Below are 19,705 nucleotides of genomic sequence, written 5' to 3'. Positions count from 1 at the left end.
CCGGGACCGTGGTCCCGGGGGCCTTCCCGTGTCAGCGGGGGCGGTGTTCGAGAGCGTCGTTGAGCCGGTGCAGCATGTCGGCGAGGGTCGCCCGGTCCTCCGGTGCCCAACCAGCCAGGATGTCCCCGTAGAGCCGGGTGCGGGCGGCCTGCACGGCCGCCATCCGTTGCAGCCCGGCCGGGGTGGGGGAGACCACCATGCCCCGCCCGTCGTGGGGGTCGGGCTCCCGGACGATCAGGCCGTCCCGCTGCATGGCCGAGACCTGCCGGGTCACCGTCGAGCCGTCGAGGTTGAGCCGGGTGGCGAGCGCCGAGACGTTCTGCGGGCCGGCGTCGGCCAGGTGTCGCAGGATGACGTACGCGGCCCGGTCGAGCACCCGGTGCTCGGCCCCGGTGCGCCGCCGCGTGGCCTCGCCGAGCCGCATCAACATAGCCACCTCGGTCTCGATCCGGCCGAGGGTGACCTCGTCGTCGCCGGCTTCCGTGGAGAGGTCCTCGCTCATAGCTGTATGATACAGGAGAACTACCTGTAAGATACAGCTAATCTGGGAGGCGGGAGTTGGATCGGCGCGCCGAACCGAACCGCAGTGCCATCTACGCCACCACACTGGTGGCCTTCCTCGCGATCGCCGGCATCGCCGTGGTCGACCCGATCCTGCCGGCCATCGGCGACGCGATCGGCGTCACCGCCTGGCAGGTCGAGCTGCTCTTCACCGCGTACATCGCGGTCATGGCCGTCGGCATGATCCCCGCGACCCTCGCCAGCGGCCGCTTCGGGTTCAAACCCGTACTCATCACCGGGGTGTCCGTGGTCGGCCTGGCCGCCATCCTCGCCTCGTTCAGCGACAACATCGTCCAGCTGAGCGTGCTGCGCGGCGTCTGGGGCCTGGGCAACGCGATGTTCTTCGCCACCGCCATGGTGGTGCTCGTCAACCTGGCCGTCGACCGGGAATGGGTGGTCGGGCTCTTCGAGACAGCCCTCGGCCTGGGCTTCGCCGTCGGCCCGCTGATCGGCGGCCTCCTCGGCGAGGTCAGCTGGCGGCTGCCCTTCTTCGTCTGCGGCGTGTTCATGGTGCTCGCCCTCGGGGTGGCCGCCCGCAAGCTGCGGGAGCCGACCAACCGGCAGGCCCCCGTCCGGGTCGGGCAGATCTTCGGCACCTACCGGCGGCCCGCGTTCGTCGCGCTCTGCGTGGTGACCGCCGCGTACAACTTCGTCTTCTTCGTGGTGCTCGGCTACACGCCGCTCTTCCTGGGCCTCGACGTCGTGCCGCTGGGGCTCGCGTTCACCGGCTGGGGCCTCGGCCTGGCCGCCGGCATCCTGGTGATCGGGCACCGGCTCGCGCACCGGATCGGCGCGGTCCAGACCATCGGCGTCGCCATCGCCGGCCTGCTGGTCTGCATGGCGCTCTTCGCCACCTCGACCGGCACCACCGAGGCGCTCGTCGTGCTGGTCCTCTCCGGCCTGTGCATGGGCCTGGCCAACGCCAACCTCACCGACCTGGCGCTCGGCCTCGGCTCCCGCGACCGCCGGGTCGCCACCGGCGCGTTCAACCTGGTCCGCTGGGGCGCCGCCGCACCGGCGCCGATCATCGCCGGCAAGCTCGCCGAACACTCGCTGGCCCTGCCGTTCTGGGTGGGCTTCGGGGTGCTCGCCGTGGGCGTGCTGGCCTACCTCGCCACCGCCCACGTCATGGCCGCCGGCTACGGCGAGCGGGTGCTGTGGTCCCGCTGGAACCGGGCCGCCGCGGGCGCCGAGGGCGCGCCGGAGGAGCCGGTCGGCGAGGTGTACTGAACCACCGTCCCCCCGGCCGTACCGCCCCGTTCGCCTCCGCGCGACGGGGCGGTACGGCGTTGTGTTTCCGCTCCGGCAGCGGGGCGCGGGCGAGGTGGCGCGGGCCGCGGGCGGCGAGCCGCGGCCTGCGCGGCGCGGGCGCGGTCAGCGCTGGGCGCGCCAGAGCAGGTACAGGCCGATCACCGTACCGAAGACGACGATCACGGTCTTGAGCACGATCGGTGGCAGGCGGCGCACCAGCTTGGCGCCGACGTACCCGCCGAGCAGCGTCGCCGGGGCGACCACCGCGACGGCCGCCCAGTTCACCGGCCCGAACAGGGCGAACACGACGAGCGTGGTCAGACCCACCAGTGCGGACAGCAGGTTCTTGATGGCGCTGACCCGGGCCAGGCTGGCGTCCAGCACCAGGGCCAGACCGGCCACCAGCATCACCCCGAGCGCCGCGCCGAAGTAGCCGCCGTACACCGCGCCGAGCGCGACCATGGCCTGCAGGGTGACCGTACGGCGGCGCGGCGACAGGTCGCGCGGGTGGCCGACGAGCCGGCGCAGCGGATCCTGGAAGGCGAGCACCGCGGTGGCGCCAAGCACCAGGAACGGTACGACCGCCTCGAAGGCGCTCGCCGGGGTGGCGAGCAGCACCAGCGACCCGGCGATCGTGCCGAGCACGGTGGTGGGCAGCAGCGGGGCCAGCGTGCGCCATGGCGGCAGGTCCGCCCGACTGCCCGCCACGCTGGCCACGTACCCGGGGAAGACCGCCACCGAGTTGCTGACGTTCGCCGCAACGGGCGGCAGGCCCACCGCGATCATGGCGGGAAAGGTGATGAGGGAACCACCGCCGGCCACCGCGTTGACCGTGCCCGCGGCGAGGCCGGCGGCGAGCAGCAGCGCGGCGTGGGTGAGATCCATGGTCCCACGAGGCTAGTACCCGGCGCGGCCGTCCGCCCGACCGGTCATCGGCGGCTCGTCCGGCCCGCTGTCGCGCGTGATCGACGCCGTTTCGCCGAGGTGGCGGGGTCCCGGTGGGGTGGATGCCCCTGTATCGGCGATGTGGCGGGTTCCGGTCGGCGGGGATGCGGCCTTTCCGGCGATCTGGCGTGGATCATGCTGGCGGGCCGGTGATCGACACGGGTTGCGTGAAGTCGCGGTGTCCGGGCCTGGCGGACACCGCGACTTCAGGGATGTCGAGTCGATCACCTGCCCGGGGCTAGCTGTCGTGCGTGATCGACGCCGTTGCGCCGGGGTGGCGGGGTCCCGGTGGGGTGGATGCGGCCGTATCGGCGATGTGGCGGGTTTCGGTGGGCGGGGATGCGGCCTTTCCGGCGATCTGGCGTGGATCATGCTGGCGGGCCGGTGATCGACACGGGTTCCGTGAAGTTGCGGTGTCCGGACTGGCCGGACACCGCAACTTCAGGGATGTCGAGTCGATCATCGGATCCCAGGGGCGATCTTGTCGGGGCGGGCCGGCAATAGTCGGCGCCCCGCCGTCGTTAGGATGGAGAGCGCGACGGACGAGTCGACCGGGCGGTCGCGTCGGCGGGCCACAACCCGCCGCCGAGGAACGTCCGGACTCCACAGGGCAGGGTGGTTGCTAACGGCAACCCGGGGTGACCCGCGGGACAGTGCCACAGAAAACAGACCGCCGGCCCCATCGGGGACGGTAAGGGTGAAACGGTGGGGTAAGAGCCCACCAGCACCCCGGGTGACCGGGGTGGCTCGGTAAACCCCACCCGGAGCAAGGCCAAGAAAGGGTTGTCGTCCGCAAGACGACGACCCGCGCAGACGCTCGAGGACGGCCCGTCCGATGTCTGCGGGTAGGCCGCAAGAGCCTGCCGGCAACGGTAGGCCGAGATGGATGACCGCCGCCGGCGCGGGCCCTACGGGCGCGCGCCGCGCACAGAATCCGGCGTACAGGTCGACTCGTCCGTCGCCTACCAGCTCAAAGCCTCAATCAAGGCTCTGAGCTGGTCGTTTATTTGGTGCCGTTGGTTGACCTTGGTCATCATCGGGTGGCGTTTGACGGCCTGGCCACGGCCTGGGACGGCCTGGAGACGGCCTGGTCTTGCTGTGCGGCGGCCTGGTGTCGTTAAGCGATGACCCGATAGCGAGAGAGCATCGACATGATCGTCTCGATGCGGGCGGTCATTAGCTGGTCGGGCGGGTGATGTACCCGAACCGTCGTGACGATGGAGCCGGGGTTGTTCGCCAGCGCTATACGGAGCGTGGTGGTCCCGGTGAGTGGGTAGTCGTACCACCCTTGCCGGTCTTCGGCGTCGGTAACGCTCAGCCCAGCCTCGATGGCGTCCCAGTCCCAGTAGTCGGCCTCGTACTCGACGAGGGCGGCCAGAGACTCGACCAATGGGCGGATGTTCGTGGTGAGGACCCAACTGGCGGTACTCGTAGACGCACTCGCCTTGACGCTGTCGCTCATGCGCGTCAGGGTAGGCGGGAACGTCTGGGGCGCGCCTGGTCCTCGTCGACGGGAGGAACTGGCGCCGTGGCGCGGTGATCCGGTGGCAAGCCAGGCCTGGGTTTGGACTGGCGCGGCAGCCGGAAGCCCCTACCTCGACGGAGGCCGGGGCGACGGCTTCCGTAGCGGCCTCTGTGGTCCAATCCGTGGATGGGTTGGGACGAGCGCGTGCCGGAGCTGCTGGCGCACCTGGGAGATCTAGGTCTGGTCGGACTCGTCAAGATTGACGGCGAGCGGGAGCACAAGCCCTGGACAGTGGTGATCTCGGGCCAGTGCCTGAATGGTGCGGCAATCAGGTGCGACGGCAACACCCTTGACTACTGCCTCCGCCATGCAGTCGCCGCGCTTCGTGAGCGCCTTCCGGACGAACTCGACCTGGACTGATCCGCGTTTCGGCGTGGGGCGGTGTCCCGGCGGCTGTCGGTGGCTTACCGCCCCAGCGCCGTAGGCGGCCGGGGTGGCCCGCCGCCGGCCGGGGTTGCCGCCCCGCACCGCGCGGAGCGCGGTGCCTTGACGCGGGGGAGAGCATCAAGGCGCTCGCCTCATACCTCGGTCACTCCGACCCCGGCTTCACGCTCCGGGTCTACACCCACCTCATGCCGTCTAGCGAGGAGCGGACACGCCATGCCATCGATGACCTGCTAGGCCGCTAGTGCTGCCAGCATGTAGTAGCTGAATGGTTCAGCGCACTGATCCGAACGAAAGTCGTGGCGATGCTCGGCCTGGAGTGTCATAGGCGGGCGTTACTGTGCGGGCCGCTGTTCGATTTTCGCAAGGGAAGGACGAAGCTGGTGGGCGGTAGCCGGCGCGGCATGCCAACTCTCTACGGCATCGTGCAGTACTGGAGGGTCAGGTACGGTGAGGTCTTTCCGAACCTGAAAGCGTCCTACATCGGCTGGGGCGAGCCGTTCTGTTTCAGATGTGGCTGGTTGGCGCCGGTGGACGATACCCAGGCAACCCTTGCCGCCGTTTGGAACTCCGCCCGAGGCTGGCTTGACCGAGCACACTTGAAGGACTTGGCTTTCGGTGGCTCCAACGGGCCGGAGAATCTCGTTCCGCTGTGTCGACAGTGCCACGACATCATGGACCCCTGCGAAAGCAGGGCAGAAGCGATTGCATACGTCAATGACGGGATTCCAGCCGATAGCTGGTGGCAGATGCACACGGATGCCGTCTTTGGTTCTGAGGCGAATCTCGACGTTCCCCGCAAGACGAAGATCATGCGGGACACGTACACCCGGTGGGTCGAGCAGATGCGGGTGATGGAAGCTGCCAAACGTGGCGATCCGCAGGCGGTGAAGCGGCTAGAGAGCATTCTGGAGTCGGCTAGACGCAGCGCGGAACGCGAGGGGCGGAGCTTTGCGGTCACCATCGATGACCTCAGGGCAGCCAACCTCGTTGGAGATCGGATCTCGACCGGGTGACGGCCTGGAAACGGCCTGCACGGTACGTCGGCAGGCTCCACCCCTGTTCAGCGAGTGTGCGTTGACCTTGATCCGGCGTACAGGTCGACTCGTCCGTCGCCCACCAGGTCGCCGCCTCCATACGGTCACCTCGCGCGAGGGGGCAGGGACTCAGCGGGCAGGCGCCTGCTCGGACGACGGCGCCCACTCTCGCCTGATCAGCCCGTACACCCACGAGTCGGAGACCTCGCCGTTCACGACGCAGTCTTCCCGCAACGTTCCCTCACGCACGAACCCGAGCTTCTCCAGCACGCGAGCGGATGCCACGTTGCGTGTGTCCGTCTCGGCCTGGACGCGATTCAGGTCCAGCGTGTCGAATGCCCACCGCAGCAAGGCGTGCGCGGCCTCCGTCGCGTAGCCGTGGCCCCACGCCGCATCGTCGTAGCAGTAGCCCAGCGAGGCGCTGCGGTAGTCCGGATTCCACCGGCTCAGGCTGCACCAGCCGATGAACGCCCCGCCGGAGACACGCTCCACGGCCAACCGCGCCCCGGTGCCCTCCTCTGCCATCTGCCGGCACGCCGTGATGAACCGCTCGGCGCGCACACGGTCGCTCCAGGGCGGCGCGTCCCAGTAGCGCAGCACGTGGGCGTTGCCGTGCAGCGCGAAGAGGTCGTTCGCGTCCGCGTCCTCGAAGGGGCGCAGCCGAAGGCGAGCGGTGTGCAGCGTTGGCGTGGGCAGCGACATGCGCGTCACATCCGGGCTTTCAGCACGTCGACCTCGCAGCCTGGCGCGGCCGGGTCGAAGCCGTGCTCCATCAGCCAGCGGATCGCCAGCAGGCTTCGCATCGACCACCACGCGCGGATGACGTCGAGGTCGACGTCGGTGCCGTAGCCGGCGACGACGTCGCCGAGGTGCTCCTCGTGCCCGAGCGTCAGGATGGCGAGGTCGTACAGGGCGTCGCCCTGGCCCGCCTCGGACCAGTCGATCACACCGGTGATCTTGTCGTCGTCCACGAACACATGGGTGATCTGCAGATCGCCGTGCATGAACACCGGAGTCCACGGCCGAAGCGCGGCCTCGGCGACCCGGCGGTTGCGCGTGACCAGGTCAACGGGAAGGACGTCGTTCGTGACCAGCCAGTCGCATTCGGCGTCGAGGCGCGACGCCAGGTCGTCGAGGCGCCGACCGGGCCATGGCGGCAACGGCGCGTCGTGCAGCATCCGTACGGCGGCACCGGCCGCGGCCCACGCCGCCGAAGAGGCGGTCGACGGTTCGCCGAGGCGGCCGAGCGCCGTCCCGGGAAGGGCGGCGAGGGCGAGTACGGGCGGCTTGCGCCACAGGATCTCCGGAGTGGGGATCGGCGCCAAGGCCATCGCCTCGACCTCGACATCGAGGCGAGCCTGATCAGCATCGATCTTTAGGAACACGTCGCCGACGCGCAGGGTCGCGCGCTCGTTGTGGGCGACGACGACCTCGACCTCTTCCACGCCGGCCAGTGTCGCGGAGATGACCACCGACGTCACCGGGTTATTGCGTACGACTGCGCGAGTCGGGGCGGACCTCAGGACGCCGTCCCAGGCTGCGTAAGGGACAGGTCCTTGGCGAGGGACGTGATTCCGTCGGGGTCGGCGAGTGGTATCGACCGGTAGCCCTCGCTGTGATAGAGGTCGATGTTCCGCAGGCTCTTGGCGCCGGTGAACAGCACAACGCGGCGGCATTCCGGTGGGGCGGCGGCTTCGGCGGTACGCAGCAGCCACCGGCCCAGCCCTCGACCTCGCAGGTCGGGTACGACGGCGAGCCGACCCACGTGCCAGTCGGTGTCGACGCGACGGGTCCGCACCATGCCCAGCAGCCGGCCGTCCAGCCAGACGCCCGTAGTGTCCCAGGTCGCCAGCCAGTCCCGTACTTCCTCCAGCGACTCGTGCAGGGCCGGTATGGCCAGGGTGTCGTTGACGACGGCCTCGTCGACCCAGCAGCACCGCTGCAGCACCGTGACCTCGGGCGCGTCGTCGGGGGTCAGCCGCCTCGCGTACGAGCCCGGCAACGGTGCGCTCACCGCCCCGGGTCGCGCGCGTTCGCGCATCGGGCGTAGGGCGTGGGCGAGCCGGACCAGCTCGTCCAGCAGGCCGACACCTGCCCTGTCGCGGGCCCCGTCGGGCCGCAGCCGACCGTTCTCCGTCGCGTCACCGATGCGGATCGCGACCGTGGCGCCCAACGGGACCAGGCGCAGCGTGGTCACCACCTGCTTGGCGTGCTGAACCGACCGGGTGCCCGCCGAGGTGTTGCCGTAGCTGACGAAACCGATCGGCTTCCAGGCCCACTCGCGGCCGAGGTAGTCCAGCGCGTTCTTGAGGGTCGCCGGCATCCCGTAGTTGTACTCCGGCGTGACCGCGATGAACCCGTCCGCCGCGTCGACGATCGCGCTCCACCGGCGGGTGTGCTCGTGCCGGTAGACGCCCGACGACGGGTGTTCCTCCTCGTCCAGGAACGGCAGGTTCAGATCGCCGAGGGCCACCGGCACGAGTTCGACGCCGAGTTCGGCGGCGCGAGGGGCGATGGTCTCGACCAGCCACCGCCCCACGGCGGGGCCGAGGGCGCCGGGGCGCGTGCTGCACATGAGAACCAGGACACGGATCGGTTTCGTTGACATGGAAACGAAGTGTAGATGGTAGATTGATTACATGTCAACGAGACGGTCGGCCGGCGGCGTGCGGTGGTTGGAACCCGACGAGGAGCGGGCCTGGCGGGCATTCCTGCGGGTGATGGTCGCCGTCCAGGCCGGCACGGCGCGCGACCTGGCCGCGATTGGCCTCTCCGAACCCGACTACGAAGTGCTCAGCACCCTGTCGGAGCAGCCCGACCACACCAGCACCCTGGGAAAACAGGCCGACAAGATGGGCTGGTCACGCAGCCGGCTGTCCCGGCACGCCAGCCGGATGGAGGCGCGCGGTCTCCTGCGGCGCGAACCCGACCCGGCCGACGGCAGGGGTTGCCTCCTCGTCCTCACCGCGCACGGGCTGGAGACACTCGACAACGCCGCACCGGCGCACGTCGAATCGGTACGGCAGCACTTCATCGACCGGCTCACTCCGGAAGACCTCGCCGCTATCGAACAGATCGACCGGAGGCTGACAGCACCCCCGACCGATCGCTGAGTGGGGACCGCGTCCGGGCGGGCGAGGGACGGGACAGCAGGTACCCCGTCAGTGCGGCGGCGAGCCCGGCCAACCCGGCCGCCGCGAAGCCGCCCGCCGGCAGGGAAGCGCTGATCGCCACCCCGGTGATCGGGGATCCGAGCGCGAAACCCGCGTTCTGCGCCGAGGATTGCAGACCTGTCGCCTCACCCCGCACGCTCGCGGGCGCCAGCCGACTCACCGCGTCGGCCACCGCCGACAGGGTCGGCGCGGCGAGCAACCCCGCACCGGCAACGGCCGCGCACAACCAGGGCCAACCGTGAGCCAGCCCGGCCGGAACCGTCGCCAGCCCGAGCAGGCCGAGCAGCAGCCACGTGGGCAGCGGTCGGGGGAGCAGGCCGTACGCCAGGCCGCCGACGATGGAGGCCACGCCGTACACCGCCACGACCACGGCGGCCCAGGACACCTGGCCGGATTCTTCGAGGGTGGCGACGATGGCCAGGTCGGTGCCGCTGAGCACCATCGTGGTGCCGAACGCCATCACCAGTACGGCGATCATGCCCCGGCCCAGCCACTCGCGGCGACGCGGGCGGCCGGCCATGTCGGCAGATGCCTCGTGCGCGGCGCGTATCGGCGGGTCGAGCAGGGCGATCCCCGCTCCCACCCGCGACGATCGTCGCGCCGACGCCCCACGCCATCACGCTCGGGGAGACCTCCGCCGCGACGAGGATCACGATCGGTGGCCCCACCACGTACGACAGCTCGCCCTGGACCGATTCCAGCGCGAACGCGGCCCGGCGCTGTGCCGCCGTCGTCATCGCGGCGATCGCCTGCCGGGTCACGAGCTGGACCGGCACCATGAGCAGACCCGCCGCGAAGGCCGCGCCTACCAGCATCCCGTACGACAGGAACGGCACGCCCAGCCAGAACACGACCTGGAGTGCGACGGTGACCAGCAGGACGAGACGCGGGCCCCGCCAATCGATCATGCGGCCGAGCAGCGGCCCGCCCAGCGCCGTCCCCGCCGTCATGGCCGCCGCGACGCCACCCGCCGCGGCGTAACTCAGGTCGAGACCCAGCACGACGTGCATCGTCAGCGCCATCACGTCGGCCGTGATTGCGGTACGAGCGAGCAGCGAGACGCCCAGCAACGGTGTCATCCCGGGCACGGCGAGCACCTGTCGGTATCCGGTCACCACGCGACGCTAGATCGGCCGCCATGTCATAGGAAGTGGTTGGTTTGTTGGCCCCGGCATAATGAGTTCTTATGGCCAGGGATCTGGAGACCGCCCTGCTGCGGTCGTTCGTCACCGCCGTGCGGGCGGGCAGCATCAGCCGCGCCGCGATCGCGCTCGGGCAGACCCAGCCCGCGCTCAGCCAGCAGTTGCGCAAGCTCGAGAGCGTGGTCGGCCGTCCGCTGCTGCACCGTTCGCCGTCCGGCGTCTCGCCGACCCGGGCGGGTGAGGAACTCCTGCCGTACGCCGAACGCATCCTCTCGCTGTCCGCGCAGGCGCTCACCGAAACCGGACGCGCGCTCACCGGCCACTGCGTCGTCGGGTTGCTGGAAGACCTCGCCGCGTCCCAGCTCTCGCAGGCGCTCGCCGACCTGGTCCGGCTGCACCCCGGCGCGACGCTGGAGGTGCTCAGCATCTCCAGCGCCGCCATGCGGGAGGCCTACGACGCGGGCCGCGTCCAACTCGTGCTCGACGCGGTGCCGGACGTACCCGGGCCGCCGCGCTGGACGGTACGCCGGCCGCTGGCCTGGGCGATCGGCCAGGGCGTGGACGTGGCCGCCGATCCGCTGCCCGTGGTGCTGTTCTCGAACCCGTGCACCTGGCGTACGTCGGTGCTGGAGACACTGGAACGTACCGACCGGCGCTGGCGCGTGGCGTTCGAGAGCAACAGCCTGGTCGGTGTGCTCGCCGCGGTACGGGCCGGGCTCGGCGTCGCGGCGCTCATGCCCGCGAACATCGAACCGGTCATGGCCTGCCACGACCCGGACGCCCTGCCCGCTCTGCCGGACGTCGAACTCGGTCTCGCGCGGCACCCACGGACCGAAGGCGATCCGCTCGTCGATGCCGTGGAGACCGCGCTCCGGCGCGTGGTCTGAGGTCCGCGGCTGCCCGGCGCGCCGAAACCGTCGGGCCGCTCACCAGGCCGGTAGGCGGTCGACCTCCTGCTCCCAGTGCTTGTTGAACACCTGGGAGACGCGCTGGGCCATCTCGCCGATCTCCCAGCCGTTCACCTCGACGAGGGTGATCCGGAAGGCGAGGCCGGGGCCTTCGAGGATGAGCGACGGCTCGATGTCGCGGCCCCACGCGTCACCGAAGATGCCGTCCAGCTCGTCGATGGCCGGGTCCATGACCCGGTCGCACAGGTCGTCGACGAACTCCTCGGAGCACTGCTGTTTCCGCCACGCATCGGTGAGGACGACGGTCGCGACGGCTTCCTGAGGGTGACGTCCGAATGCCATGCGACCCATCCTCAGGCAGACAGATGGCGCGAACAAGGGTTGTCGCCGGCGCGGAGGGCGCCAGCGACAACCGTCGAGGTCCGCGTCCGGTCAGGAGGCGCAGGTGTTGAGCATTCCCTGCAGCGCCGACTTCTCGGCGCTCTGGAGCCTGAGACCCCAGGTGTACTTGGTGCGGATCCACATCTTGGCGTAGGTGCAGTGGTAGGCGGTGCGGGACGGCTTCCAGCTGGACGGGTCCTGGTCGCCCTTGGCCTGGTTGACGTTGTCCGTCACGGCGATGAGCTGGGGGCCGCTCAGGTCGTTGGCGAACGACTGCCGGCGGGCGGTCGTCCAGGAGCTGGCGCCGGATCGCCAGGCCTCGGCCAGCGGCACGATGTGGTCGATGTCGACGTCGGCCGGGCTGTGCCAGGTGGCGCCGTCGTACGGGCTGTACCAGCTGCCGGAGGTCGCGGCGCAGGAACTGTCCACGACGACGCCGCTGCCGTCCCGCTTCAGCACGGTCTCGCGGGTGTTGCAGCTGCCCGAGATGGTGATCCAGTGCGGGAACAGGTCCCGGCTGTAGCCGCTCAGGCTGCCCTCGGACGCGACCGTGAGGGCGTTCAGGTTGCTCTGGGCGGTCGCCTTGCTGGGGATGCCGGGCGGGGTGGCTGCGGCCGGTCCGGCGGTGAGGGTGGTCGTGGCTACCGCCGCGATGGCGGCGAGGGTCGCGGCGATGAGCCGGGTACGGCGTCGCACGGTGCCTCCCGAGGCGTTGGGGGTGCGGGGAGCACCAACCTCGCGGACCGGCGTTACCGCGCCCCAACGGCCACGTGACCGTGGCGCCTACGCGTCCTGAAGGGACAGCGGACGTGGTCGATCCATCCCCGGGACGTCCCCGGGACGTCGCGGTGCCCGCCCGGGCACCGCGACGTCGGGTGGATCAGTCGACGGCGGTCAGGTCGAGGTCGCGCAGCCGCTGGGGGTCGGAGAGCACGTCGATGGCGACGATCCGGTCGCCGGTCACCGTGAAGCCCATCACGGACAGCGGGTGGCCGTTCGCCGAGACCACGACGCCGGCCGCCCCGTTGACGAGTGCCGGCCGCACGAACGGCGCGAGCCGCGTGAACATGACGGCCTGCGCGGCGACCTGCCGCGCCCCGCGCAGCGTGACGGTCTGACGGGCGCGCGCTCCACCGTCGGCCCGGAGCACCACGTCTGGGTCGAGCACGGCCACGAGCGCGTCGAAGTCGCCGTCGCGGGAGGCGGCGAAGAACGCGTCGACGATGCTGCGCTGCCGGGCGAGGTCCGGGTCGGGCGCCGGCGCCTGGCCCTGTACGCGGCGTCGGGCGCGGCTGGCGAGCTGGCGCGCTGCGGCCGGCGACCGTTCGATCATGGGGGCGATCTCCTCGAACGGCACGGCGAACATGTCGTGCAGGACGAACGCGAGCCGCTCGGCCGGGGCCAGCGTTTCGAGCACCACGAGCAGCGCCAATCCGACCGAGTCGGCCAGCAACGCCTCCTGCTCGGGATCGGCGCCGGACTCGGGGCTGACGATCGGGTCCGGTACGCGTACGTCCAGCGGCTCCTCCTGCCGGTGCTGGCGCGAGCGCAGCATGTTGAGGCACACCCGGGCCACCACGGTGGTGAGCCATGCGCGCAGGTTCACCACTTCGTCGGTGTCCGCGCGGCTCACCCGCAGCCACGCCTCCTGCACCGCGTCGTCCGCCTCGCTGACCGACCCGAGCATCCGGTACGCGACCGCCCGCAGCCGGGTCCGGTGCTCCTCGAACCTCTCGGTCAACCACTCGTTCTCGTCCACCTGTCACACGCCTCTCTTTCCGGGTGTCCCACCAGTAGACCCGTGGACGCGGGTCGACGTGACCGGGAGATCCACTCCCGGCGGACCGAACGGAGACGATCATGGCTGCACGTGTACTGGTCACCGGCGGCACCGGCACCCTCGGCCGCCTCGTCGTGCCGCAGTTGCGCGACGCCGGCCACGACGTGCGGGTGCTCAGCCGGCACCGCCCCGACGCCGGCGCGGACGGCGTCGAGTACCGGACCGGCGACCTGCGTACCGGCCAGGGCGTCGAGCGCGCCGTGGCCGGCACGGACATCGTCGTGCACCTGGCGGGCGGACCGAAGGGCGACGACGAGGCGACCCGGAACCTGGTGCGGGCCGCGTCCCGCGCCGACGTGCGGCACCTCGTGTACATCTCGGTGGTCGGCGCCGACCGGGTGCCGGTGGCCTGGCTGCGGACCAAGCTGGCCGCCGAACGGGCGATCGCCGACTCCGGCGTACCGTGGACGACCCTGCGCGCCGCGCAGTTCCACGACCTGGTGCTCACCGTGGCGGAGAAGCTCGCGAAGCTGCCGGTCGTGCCGGTGCCGGGCAGCCTGCGGTTCGAGCCGGTGGACGCCCGCGACGTGGCCGAGCGGCTCGTCGAACTCGCGCTGGGCCGGCCGTCCGGCCTCGTCCCCGAGCTGGCCGGGCCCCGGGTGTACGGGATGGGGGAGCTGCTCGGCGGTTACCTGCGGGCTCGCGGCGCCCGGCGGCTCACCGTGCCCGTCCCGATGCCCGGAAAAGCCGGCCGGGCCTACCGCGCCGGCGCGAACCTGGCCGGCGACGGGGCGACCGTCGGGAAGCGGACGTGGGAGGACGTCCTGGCCGAGCGGGTCGGGTCGGGCCGGCTCGGGTCGGCGGTCCGCTGAAACCGCCCGCCGGCCGGCGTCGCTCGACGCGCCGCCCACCCGCCGCACCGCCCACCCATCGCGCCGCCCACCCGTCGGACCGCCCGCCGACCGGCGCCGCTCGACCTGCCGGCCGGCGCGCGGATCGATATCCTTCGCGGCATGCATCGAAGCCGCGTCTACGCCCTGCTCGTCGATGCGCCGCGGGACGAGGCCGAGGGGGCGGCCGCCTTCTGGTCGGCGGCGCTCGGCGTGCCCGCCGAGACGTACGCGCCCGAGCCGCAGTTCACCGACCTGCACGGCGCGCTGCCCGGTCTCGTCCTCGCGGTGCAGGCCGTGGACGACGCGCCGCGGTTCCACCTGGACATCGAGACCGACGACGTCGAGGCGGAGACGGCCCGGCTCGTCGCCCTCGGTGCGACGCAGGTGAACCGGTGGCAGGAGTGCCGCATCCTGCGCGCGCCCGGCGGGCACCTGCTCTGCGTCCTGCCGGTGGAGAGCGCCCCGGAGGTGTTCGACGCCGAGGCGAAGACCTGGCCCTGACCGCGGACCTGACCTGACCGTAAAAGGGGCGGGCCGGGCGAGGCCCGGCGGCCCGGCCGGCCCGGCGCGGATGCCGGCGACGCCGGCGGCAGCGTCGGTCTAGTGGGCGTTCCCGTCGTCCCACACGGCGCCGGCCGGCAGGTACCAGGCGGCGTCGGTGCCGTCGAGCGCGCGGGCGATGACGAGCCGGGCGTGCGCGTCGAGGTCCGGCAGCCGGTCGGGCGCGAACCACTCCACGGCCTCGGACTCGTCGTCGTTGACCCGCGCGGTGCCGCCGAGCAGCCGGCAGTGGAAGCCCAGGTTCAGGTATTCGCACCGGTCGCCGTTCGGATAGTGGTGCGGGTGCGAGACGACGCTGGCGAGCCGGATCGGCTCGACGTCCAGGCCGGTCTCCTCCTGGACCTCGCGGACCACGGCGGTGGCCGGCTGCTCGCCCGGCTCGACGAAGCCACTCACGACCGACCAGCGGCCGTCGTCGGACCGCTTGCCGAGCAGCAGTTCGCCGGCCTCGTTGCGGACGACCGCACTGACGCTCGGCAGCCAGAGCAGGTCGTGGCCGATGTGCTTGCGCATCTGCCGGATGTAGTCGGGTACGCCCACCTCGCGACCCTAACCCGGCCCGTCCGGCGCCCCGGGGACGCGCGACATCCCTCGCGGGACGATTTGTCGGGTTTTGCCCCCACCCGGCCCGAACCGGATCTACTGTGGAGACCGGCGGCGACTTGTGGTGTTCCGGTGGCGGCCGGGTGGTTCGCGGTGCACAGTGATTCTCATGAGCGACAGCGGACGCGGTGAGCACTACTACTGGTGCACCCGACACCACCGGGTCGAGACCGACGCCGACGTGTGCCCGGCGAAGCACGTGCTCGGCCCGTACGCCTCGGCCGCCGACGCGGAGAACGCGCTCCAGCGGGTGCAGGAGCGCAACGAAGCGTGGGACGCCGAGGACGCCCGCTGGGCCGGGGAGGACAGGTAGACGGCGCGGGACGGCCCGCGTCGAGGTACTCCGTGCTCCGCGAGGAGGCACGCGAGAGCACGTCCCCAAGGAGGGAAACCGAGATGGCCGAAGCACAGAAGGCCACCCGCCCGGCCGCGAAACGTACGACCGCGAAGAAGACCGCCGCGGCGGAGCGGAACACGACGGCGGCCCGGACCACCCCCGCGCGGCGGACCATCACGGCCGCCAAGGCCCCGGCGAAGAAGGCCACCGGCGGGGCGGGGCGGGCCCCGGCGAAGAAGACCAGCGCGGCCAAGGCCCCCGCCAGGAAGACGGCGGCCAAGGCCTCGACCACGGCGCGCAAGACCGGCACCACCGCGAAGAAGGCGCCGGCCAAGGCCTCGACGGCCGCGAAGAAGGCCGGCGCGAAGACGACGGCCGCCGCGAGGAAGACCACGACCGCCGCCAAGCGGACCACCACGGCGGCGGCGAAGAAGACGACGGGCGCCGCCCGGAAGACCACCGGGACGGCGAAGAAGACCGCCACCACCGCGAAGAAGACCACGGGCGCCGCCAAGAAGACCACGGCGAAGAAGGCGCCCGCGAAGAAGGCCCCCGCGAAGAAGGCTCCGGCCAAGAAGACCACGGCCGCGACCCGTCCGACGGCCGCCAAGAAGACCACGGCCGCGACCCGTCCGACGGCCGCCAAGAAGGCTCCGGCCCGGCGGACGACGGGCGCCACGGCGACCACCACGCGAAAGGCGGCGGCGAAGAAGACGCCGGCGCGCAAGACCACCACCACGCGTCAGGCGGCCTCGGTGCGGGCCACCACCGCACGGGGCGCCACCACCGCGGCCCGCAAGTCGGCCCGCTGACCGACCGCGCCACCGGCCGACCGGGCTCCGCCCCGGCCGGCCGGTGGCGTGTGCCCCGGCGCATCCGCGTCGCGCGCGCGACTGGCGGATGACGCGGCGGCTGTCAGGATGGACACGTGGTCATCCGACGCGTCCTCGCGCCCCGCATCGATTTCGCCGCGCTCCGCCGGGAACTGAAGCTCCCCGAGGAGTACCCCGCCGCCGCGCTGCGTGAGGCGGACGCCGCGGCGGCCGACCCGCCGCGTCCCGCCACCGACCTGACCGACATTCCCTTCGTCACGGTCGACCCGGCCGGCTCCCGCGACCTCGACCAGGCGATGCACCTCAGCCGCCGTGCCGGCGGCGGCTACCGGGTGCGGTACGCGATCGCCGACGTGGCCGCGCACGTCCGCCCCGGCGGCGCGCTGGAGGAGGAGACCTGGCGGCGGGGCCAGACGGTCTACCTGCCGGACGGCAACGTGCCGCTGCACCCGGAGACGCTGAGCGAGGGCGCCGCGAGCCTGCTGCCCGACGCCTACCGGGCGGCGGTGGTCTGGACCATCGACCTGGACGCCGACGGCGGCACCACCGCGGTCGTGCTGGAACGCGCGCTGGTCCGCAGCCGCGCCCAACTGGACTACGTGGGGGTGCAGGCCGCCGCCGACGCCGGGAAGCTGCCCGAGCCCATCGCCCTGCTGCCCGAGCTCGGCGCCCGGCTCACGGCACGCGGGCTGCGCCGCGGCGCCATCAACCTGCCCCTGCCCGAGCAGGAGGTCGAACGCGACGGCGACGGCTGGCAGCTGGTGCTGCGCGGGCCCGTCGCGATGGAGGAGCACAACGCCCAGATCTCGCTGCTCACCGGGATGGCGGCGGCCGACATCATGCTCGCCGGCCGGGTCGGGCTGTTGCGGACGATGCCCGCCGCGAAGCCGGAGGCGGTGCAGCGGCTGCGTACGGCCGCCGCGCCGCTGGGTGTGCCGTGGCCGGACGGGGCGGGCCCGGGCGAGGTGATCGCCGCCCTGGATCCCGCGCAGCCCCGGGCCGCGGCCTTCATCGACCAGGCGGCCGAGCTGATGCGCGGCGCCGCGTACACCGCGTTCGACGGCGAGCCGCCGCAGCAGCCGGAGCACGGCGGGGTCGCGGCCGCGTACGCCCATGTCACGGCGCCGTTGCGGCGGCTGGCCGACCGGTACGCCACCGAGGTCTGCCTCGCCCTGCACGAGGGGCGTCCCGTGCCGGAGTGGGCGCGGGCGGCCCTGCCGCGGCTGCCGGAGGTGATGGCCACGACCGACCGCACCGCGTCCGCGGCCACCCGCGGCGCCGTGGAACTCACCGAGGCCGTGCTGCTCGCCCACCGGGTGGGGGAGTCGTTCGACGCGGCGGTGCTCGACGTGGACGCGCCGCCCAACGGCCGTTCCCGGCCGCGCCCGCCGGGCGGCACGGTGGCCCTGGACGCGCCGCCGGTGCGCGCCCGCTGTCTAGGCGACCTGCCGCTCGGCGAGCGGGTCCGGGTCCGCCTCGTCACCGCCGACCCGGCTGCCCGCACGGTGCTCTTCGAACACGCCTGACGCTCCGTACGCCACCGATGGCCGGCCAGCGGGGATTGTCACAGTCCCCGGCGCTGCTCGCGGCCCGCCGGGTTTGCGAGGATGAGCCCATGGCATACGACGCGAGCGCGCTGCCCGACGTGTCCGGGCTGACCGTCGGCATCATCGGCGGCACCGGTGACCAGGGGCGGGGCCTCGCCTACCGGTTCGCGCGGGCCGGCCAGACCGTGCTGATCGGCTCCCGGTCCGCCGAGCGGGCCGCCAGCTCGGCCGAGGAGATCGCCGCCCTGCCCGGCGTGCCCGCCGGCACGAGCGTCAGCGGGGCGGCCAACGACGAGGTGGCCCGCCGCAGCGACGTCGTGATCATCGCGGTGCCCTGGGACGGGCACGCCGCCACCGTGGCCGATCTCGCCGAACCGCTCGCCGGCAAGATCGTCGTCGACTGCGTGAACCCGCTCGGCTTCGACAAGCACGGTCCGTACGCCCTCCACGTCGAGGAGGGCAGCGCCGTGCAGCAGGCCGCCGGGCTGCTGCCCGACTCCCGGGTCTGCGCGGCGTTCAATCACGTGAGCGCGCCCCTGCTCGCCGACCCGGAGATCGACCGGATCGATCTCGACGTGCTGATCTGCACGGAGGACCGGGACCTGATCGGCGTGGTTGCCGCGCTGGCCGCCCGGATCCCCGGCATGCGCGGGATCTACGCGGGCCGGCTGCGCAACGCGCACCAGATCGAGGCGTTCACCGCCAACCTGATCGCCATCAACAAGCGCTACAAGGCCCACGCCGGGATCCGCGTCACCGACCTGTGAGCGTCGCCGGGCCGCGCCCGGCTCGGTGTCCCGCCGTGGCGGTGCCCGGGCGCGCCGGACACCGTCACGTCGGCGGACCGCTGTGGACGGCGGCGCGCCGTCAGAAGGTGTGTTCGGCCGCCGGGAAGTCGCCGCCGCGTACCTCGTCGGCGAACCGGCGGGTGGCGTCGGCGAGGGTGCCGGCGAGGTCGGCGTAACGCTTCACGAAGCGCGGCGTCTTGCCGCTGCGCAGGCCCGCCATGTCCTGCCAGACGAGCACCTGGGCGTCGGTGTCCGGGCCCGCGCCGATGCCCACGGTGGGGATGCTCAGCTCGTTGGTGATCCGCTTGGCCACCACCCCGGGCACCATCTCCAGGACCACGGCGAACGCGCCCGCCTCGGCCACCGCCCGGGCGTCGGCGATGACGTCCTCGGCGGCGTCGCCGCGGCCCTGCACCCGGTAGCCCCCGATCGCGTGCTCGCTCTGCGGCGTGAAACCGATGTGCGCCATCACCGGGATGCCGGCGCCGGTGATCGCGGCGATCTGGGCGGCGCAGCGCCGGCCGCCCTCCAGCTTCACCGCGTGGCAGCCGCCCTCCTTCATGAACCGCACCGCGGTCCGCAACGCCTGTGTCGGCCCCTCCTCGTACGAGCCGAAGGGCAGGTCGCCGACGACCAGCGCCTGCCGGGTGGCCCGGACCACCGCGCGGACGAGCGGGAGCAGCTCCTCGGCGGTCACCGGGACGGTGGTCTCGTAGCCGAAGACGTTGTTCGCGGCCGAGTCGCCGACGAGCAGCACGGGGATGCCCGCCTGGTCGAAGATCGACGCGGTGTACTGGTCGTACGAGGTGAGCATCGGCCACCGCTCGCCGCGCTCCTTGGCGGCGATCAGGTCGCGGGTGCGGACCCGCCGGGTCAACGGCCCGCCGTAGAGGGCCGTCACCTCGGTCGGGGTGGACTCCACCATGACTCTCTCCTTCCTCGAGGCCGCGTGCGCGGTCCCCGGGTTCCGCCGCGATCGTCGCACCGGACGACCCGGCGGCGGCAGGGCGCAGTGGAGGATTTCACTTCCGGGCGGCGGGGCTGGACGGTCGGCCC

General features: G+C 72.1%; 23 protein-coding genes, 1 other RNA gene and 2 pseudogenes. 13 read left to right on the top strand and 13 right to left on the bottom strand.

Annotated features, from left to right (window positions below):
* Positions 1 to 31: 31 nt before the first annotated feature.
* A complete protein-coding gene (locus tag D7193_RS14785) occupies positions 32 to 502 on the bottom strand; it encodes a MarR family winged helix-turn-helix transcriptional regulator (RefSeq protein ID WP_120780042.1) in 471 nt (156 codons plus the stop codon).
* A 56-nt stretch (positions 503 to 558) separates the two neighbouring features.
* Here D7193_RS14785 and D7193_RS14780 point away from each other — a divergent pair, with 56 nt between their 5' ends.
* On the top strand, positions 559 to 1,791 hold the full coding sequence (locus D7193_RS14780; RefSeq protein WP_120780041.1) for an MFS transporter: 1,233 nt from the start codon (positions 559 to 561) through the stop codon (positions 1,789 to 1,791).
* Positions 1,792 to 1,935: 144 nt separating this feature from the next.
* On the opposite strand, the gene D7193_RS14775 is transcribed toward D7193_RS14780, so the two are convergent.
* Positions 1,936 to 2,697 (bottom strand): sulfite exporter TauE/SafE family protein, encoded by a 762-nt coding sequence (locus D7193_RS14775; protein ID WP_120780040.1) that lies wholly within the window; start codon positions 2,695 to 2,697, stop codon positions 1,936 to 1,938.
* Between the two features lie 603 nt (positions 2,698 to 3,300).
* On the opposite strand from D7193_RS14775, the gene rnpB reads away from it, so the two are divergent.
* Positions 3,301 to 3,715, top strand: an RNA gene (rnpB, locus tag D7193_RS14770) — RNase P RNA component class A.
* Positions 3,716 to 3,874: 159 nt separating this feature from the next.
* Here the strand turns inward: rnpB and D7193_RS14765 are convergent.
* Positions 3,875 to 4,219 carry a hypothetical protein gene (locus D7193_RS14765; protein ID WP_120780039.1) on the bottom strand — a complete coding sequence of 115 codons (345 nt, stop codon included), beginning with the start codon at positions 4,217 to 4,219 and terminating at the stop codon, positions 3,875 to 3,877.
* A gap of 189 nt (positions 4,220 to 4,408) precedes the next feature.
* Between D7193_RS14765 and D7193_RS14760 the strand changes: the two genes are divergently transcribed.
* The 3 genes and pseudogenes from D7193_RS14760 to D7193_RS34245 all read left to right on the top strand — a co-directional run bounded on the left by D7193_RS14760 (position 4,409) and on the right by D7193_RS34245 (position 5,682).
* Positions 4,409 to 4,642: a hypothetical protein gene (locus D7193_RS14760; RefSeq protein WP_120780038.1), complete on the top strand. Its 234-nt coding sequence runs from the start codon at positions 4,409 to 4,411 to the stop codon at positions 4,640 to 4,642.
* Between the two features lie 122 nt (positions 4,643 to 4,764).
* Positions 4,765 to 4,911: pseudogene (locus D7193_RS34960) on the top strand (site-specific integrase); the annotation flags it as partial.
* 60 nt (positions 4,912 to 4,971) lie between these two features.
* The gene (locus tag D7193_RS34245) at positions 4,972 to 5,682 is read left to right on the top strand and encodes an HNH endonuclease signature motif containing protein (protein WP_241562989.1); all 711 of its coding nucleotides are present in this window, start codon (positions 4,972 to 4,974) and stop codon (positions 5,680 to 5,682) included.
* 150 nt (positions 5,683 to 5,832) lie between these two features.
* Here D7193_RS34245 and D7193_RS14745 read toward each other — a convergent pair whose 3' ends face one another.
* Genes D7193_RS14745 through D7193_RS14735 form a run of 3 tightly spaced genes read right to left on the bottom strand, consistent with a single transcriptional unit; the run spans position 5,833 to position 8,311 of the window.
* Positions 5,833 to 6,405 (bottom strand): GNAT family N-acetyltransferase, encoded by a 573-nt coding sequence (locus tag D7193_RS14745; protein ID WP_120780037.1) that lies wholly within the window; start codon positions 6,403 to 6,405, stop codon positions 5,833 to 5,835.
* 5 nt (positions 6,406 to 6,410) lie between these two features.
* On the bottom strand, positions 6,411 to 7,184 hold the full coding sequence (locus D7193_RS14740; protein WP_241562988.1) for a phosphotransferase family protein: 774 nt from the start codon (positions 7,182 to 7,184) through the stop codon (positions 6,411 to 6,413).
* Positions 7,185 to 7,222: 38 nt separating this feature from the next.
* Positions 7,223 to 8,311 (bottom strand): bifunctional NAD(P)H-dependent oxidoreductase/GNAT family N-acetyltransferase, encoded by a 1,089-nt coding sequence (locus D7193_RS14735; protein WP_120780036.1) that lies wholly within the window; start codon positions 8,309 to 8,311, stop codon positions 7,223 to 7,225.
* 31 nt (positions 8,312 to 8,342) lie between these two features.
* Here D7193_RS14735 and D7193_RS14730 point away from each other — a divergent pair, with 31 nt between their 5' ends.
* Positions 8,343 to 8,816, top strand: coding sequence for a MarR family winged helix-turn-helix transcriptional regulator (locus tag D7193_RS14730; RefSeq protein ID WP_120780035.1), 474 nt, complete (start codon positions 8,343 to 8,345; stop codon positions 8,814 to 8,816).
* On the opposite strand, the gene D7193_RS33925 is transcribed toward D7193_RS14730, so the two are convergent.
* Positions 8,767 to 9,459 (bottom strand): MFS transporter, encoded by a 693-nt coding sequence (locus D7193_RS33925; RefSeq protein WP_206611902.1) that lies wholly within the window; start codon positions 9,457 to 9,459, stop codon positions 8,767 to 8,769. The two genes, D7193_RS14730 and D7193_RS33925, sit on opposite strands and share 50 nt — an antisense overlap.
* 58 nt (positions 9,460 to 9,517) lie before the next feature.
* Positions 9,518 to 9,886: pseudogene (locus tag D7193_RS34860) on the bottom strand (MFS transporter); the annotation flags it as partial.
* Positions 9,887 to 10,062: 176 nt separating this feature from the next.
* On the opposite strand from D7193_RS34860, the gene D7193_RS14720 reads away from it, so the two are divergent.
* Positions 10,063 to 10,905, top strand: a complete 843-nt coding sequence (locus tag D7193_RS14720; RefSeq protein WP_120780034.1) for a LysR family transcriptional regulator — start codon at positions 10,063 to 10,065, stop codon at positions 10,903 to 10,905.
* A gap of 39 nt (positions 10,906 to 10,944) precedes the next feature.
* Here the strand turns inward: D7193_RS14720 and D7193_RS14715 are convergent, their stop codons facing one another.
* From D7193_RS14715 to sigJ, 3 genes are all read right to left on the bottom strand, one after another.
* Positions 10,945 to 11,268, bottom strand: coding sequence for a hypothetical protein (locus tag D7193_RS14715; RefSeq protein ID WP_120780033.1), 324 nt, complete (start codon positions 11,266 to 11,268; stop codon positions 10,945 to 10,947).
* 90 nt (positions 11,269 to 11,358) lie between these two features.
* Positions 11,359 to 11,982: an HNH endonuclease family protein gene (locus D7193_RS14710; RefSeq protein WP_241563122.1), complete on the bottom strand. Its 624-nt coding sequence runs from the start codon at positions 11,980 to 11,982 to the stop codon at positions 11,359 to 11,361.
* A 205-nt stretch (positions 11,983 to 12,187) separates the two neighbouring features.
* The gene (sigJ, locus tag D7193_RS14705; protein WP_120780031.1) at positions 12,188 to 13,066 is read right to left on the bottom strand and encodes an RNA polymerase sigma factor SigJ; all 879 of its coding nucleotides are present in this window, start codon (positions 13,064 to 13,066) and stop codon (positions 12,188 to 12,190) included.
* 101 nt (positions 13,067 to 13,167) lie between these two features.
* Here sigJ and D7193_RS14700 point away from each other — a divergent pair, with 101 nt between their 5' ends.
* Positions 13,168 to 13,959 carry an SDR family oxidoreductase gene (locus tag D7193_RS14700; RefSeq protein WP_120780030.1) on the top strand — a complete coding sequence of 264 codons (792 nt, stop codon included), beginning with the start codon at positions 13,168 to 13,170 and terminating at the stop codon, positions 13,957 to 13,959.
* A 141-nt stretch (positions 13,960 to 14,100) separates the two neighbouring features.
* Positions 14,101 to 14,481: a VOC family protein gene (locus D7193_RS14695; RefSeq protein WP_120780029.1), complete on the top strand. Its 381-nt coding sequence runs from the start codon at positions 14,101 to 14,103 to the stop codon at positions 14,479 to 14,481.
* Positions 14,482 to 14,580: 99 nt separating this feature from the next.
* Here the strand turns inward: D7193_RS14695 and D7193_RS14690 are convergent, their stop codons facing one another.
* Positions 14,581 to 15,081, bottom strand: coding sequence for an NUDIX hydrolase (locus tag D7193_RS14690; RefSeq protein ID WP_120780028.1), 501 nt, complete (start codon positions 15,079 to 15,081; stop codon positions 14,581 to 14,583).
* Between the two features lie 172 nt (positions 15,082 to 15,253).
* Here D7193_RS14690 and D7193_RS14685 point away from each other — a divergent pair, with 172 nt between their 5' ends.
* The 4 genes from D7193_RS14685 (at position 15,254) to npdG (ending at position 18,628) form a co-directional block, all read left to right on the top strand.
* Entirely contained in the window at positions 15,254 to 15,457 is a 204-nt protein-coding gene (locus D7193_RS14685; RefSeq protein WP_120780027.1) for a hypothetical protein, read from the top strand.
* Between the two features lie 83 nt (positions 15,458 to 15,540).
* On the top strand, positions 15,541 to 16,293 hold the full coding sequence (locus D7193_RS14680; RefSeq protein ID WP_241562987.1) for a histone: 753 nt from the start codon (positions 15,541 to 15,543) through the stop codon (positions 16,291 to 16,293).
* Between the two features lie 116 nt (positions 16,294 to 16,409).
* Positions 16,410 to 17,840, top strand: a complete 1,431-nt coding sequence (locus D7193_RS14675; protein WP_120780025.1) for an RNB domain-containing ribonuclease — start codon at positions 16,410 to 16,412, stop codon at positions 17,838 to 17,840.
* 89 nt (positions 17,841 to 17,929) lie between these two features.
* Positions 17,930 to 18,628 carry an NADPH-dependent F420 reductase gene (gene npdG, locus D7193_RS14670; RefSeq protein WP_120780024.1) on the top strand — a complete coding sequence of 233 codons (699 nt, stop codon included), beginning with the start codon at positions 17,930 to 17,932 and terminating at the stop codon, positions 18,626 to 18,628.
* A gap of 100 nt (positions 18,629 to 18,728) precedes the next feature.
* Here npdG and panB read toward each other — a convergent pair whose 3' ends face one another.
* Positions 18,729 to 19,574, bottom strand: a complete 846-nt coding sequence (gene panB / locus D7193_RS14665; RefSeq protein WP_120780023.1) for a 3-methyl-2-oxobutanoate hydroxymethyltransferase — start codon at positions 19,572 to 19,574, stop codon at positions 18,729 to 18,731.
* Positions 19,575 to 19,705 lie beyond the last annotated feature (131 nt).

The sequence above is a fragment of the Micromonospora costi genome (genome assembly GCF_003626655.1).
Classification (GTDB): domain Bacteria; phylum Actinomycetota; class Actinomycetes; order Mycobacteriales; family Micromonosporaceae; genus Micromonospora; species Micromonospora costi.
Note: the sequence above shows the minus strand (reverse complement) of the source record. Positions and strands in the feature narration are given on the sequence as shown.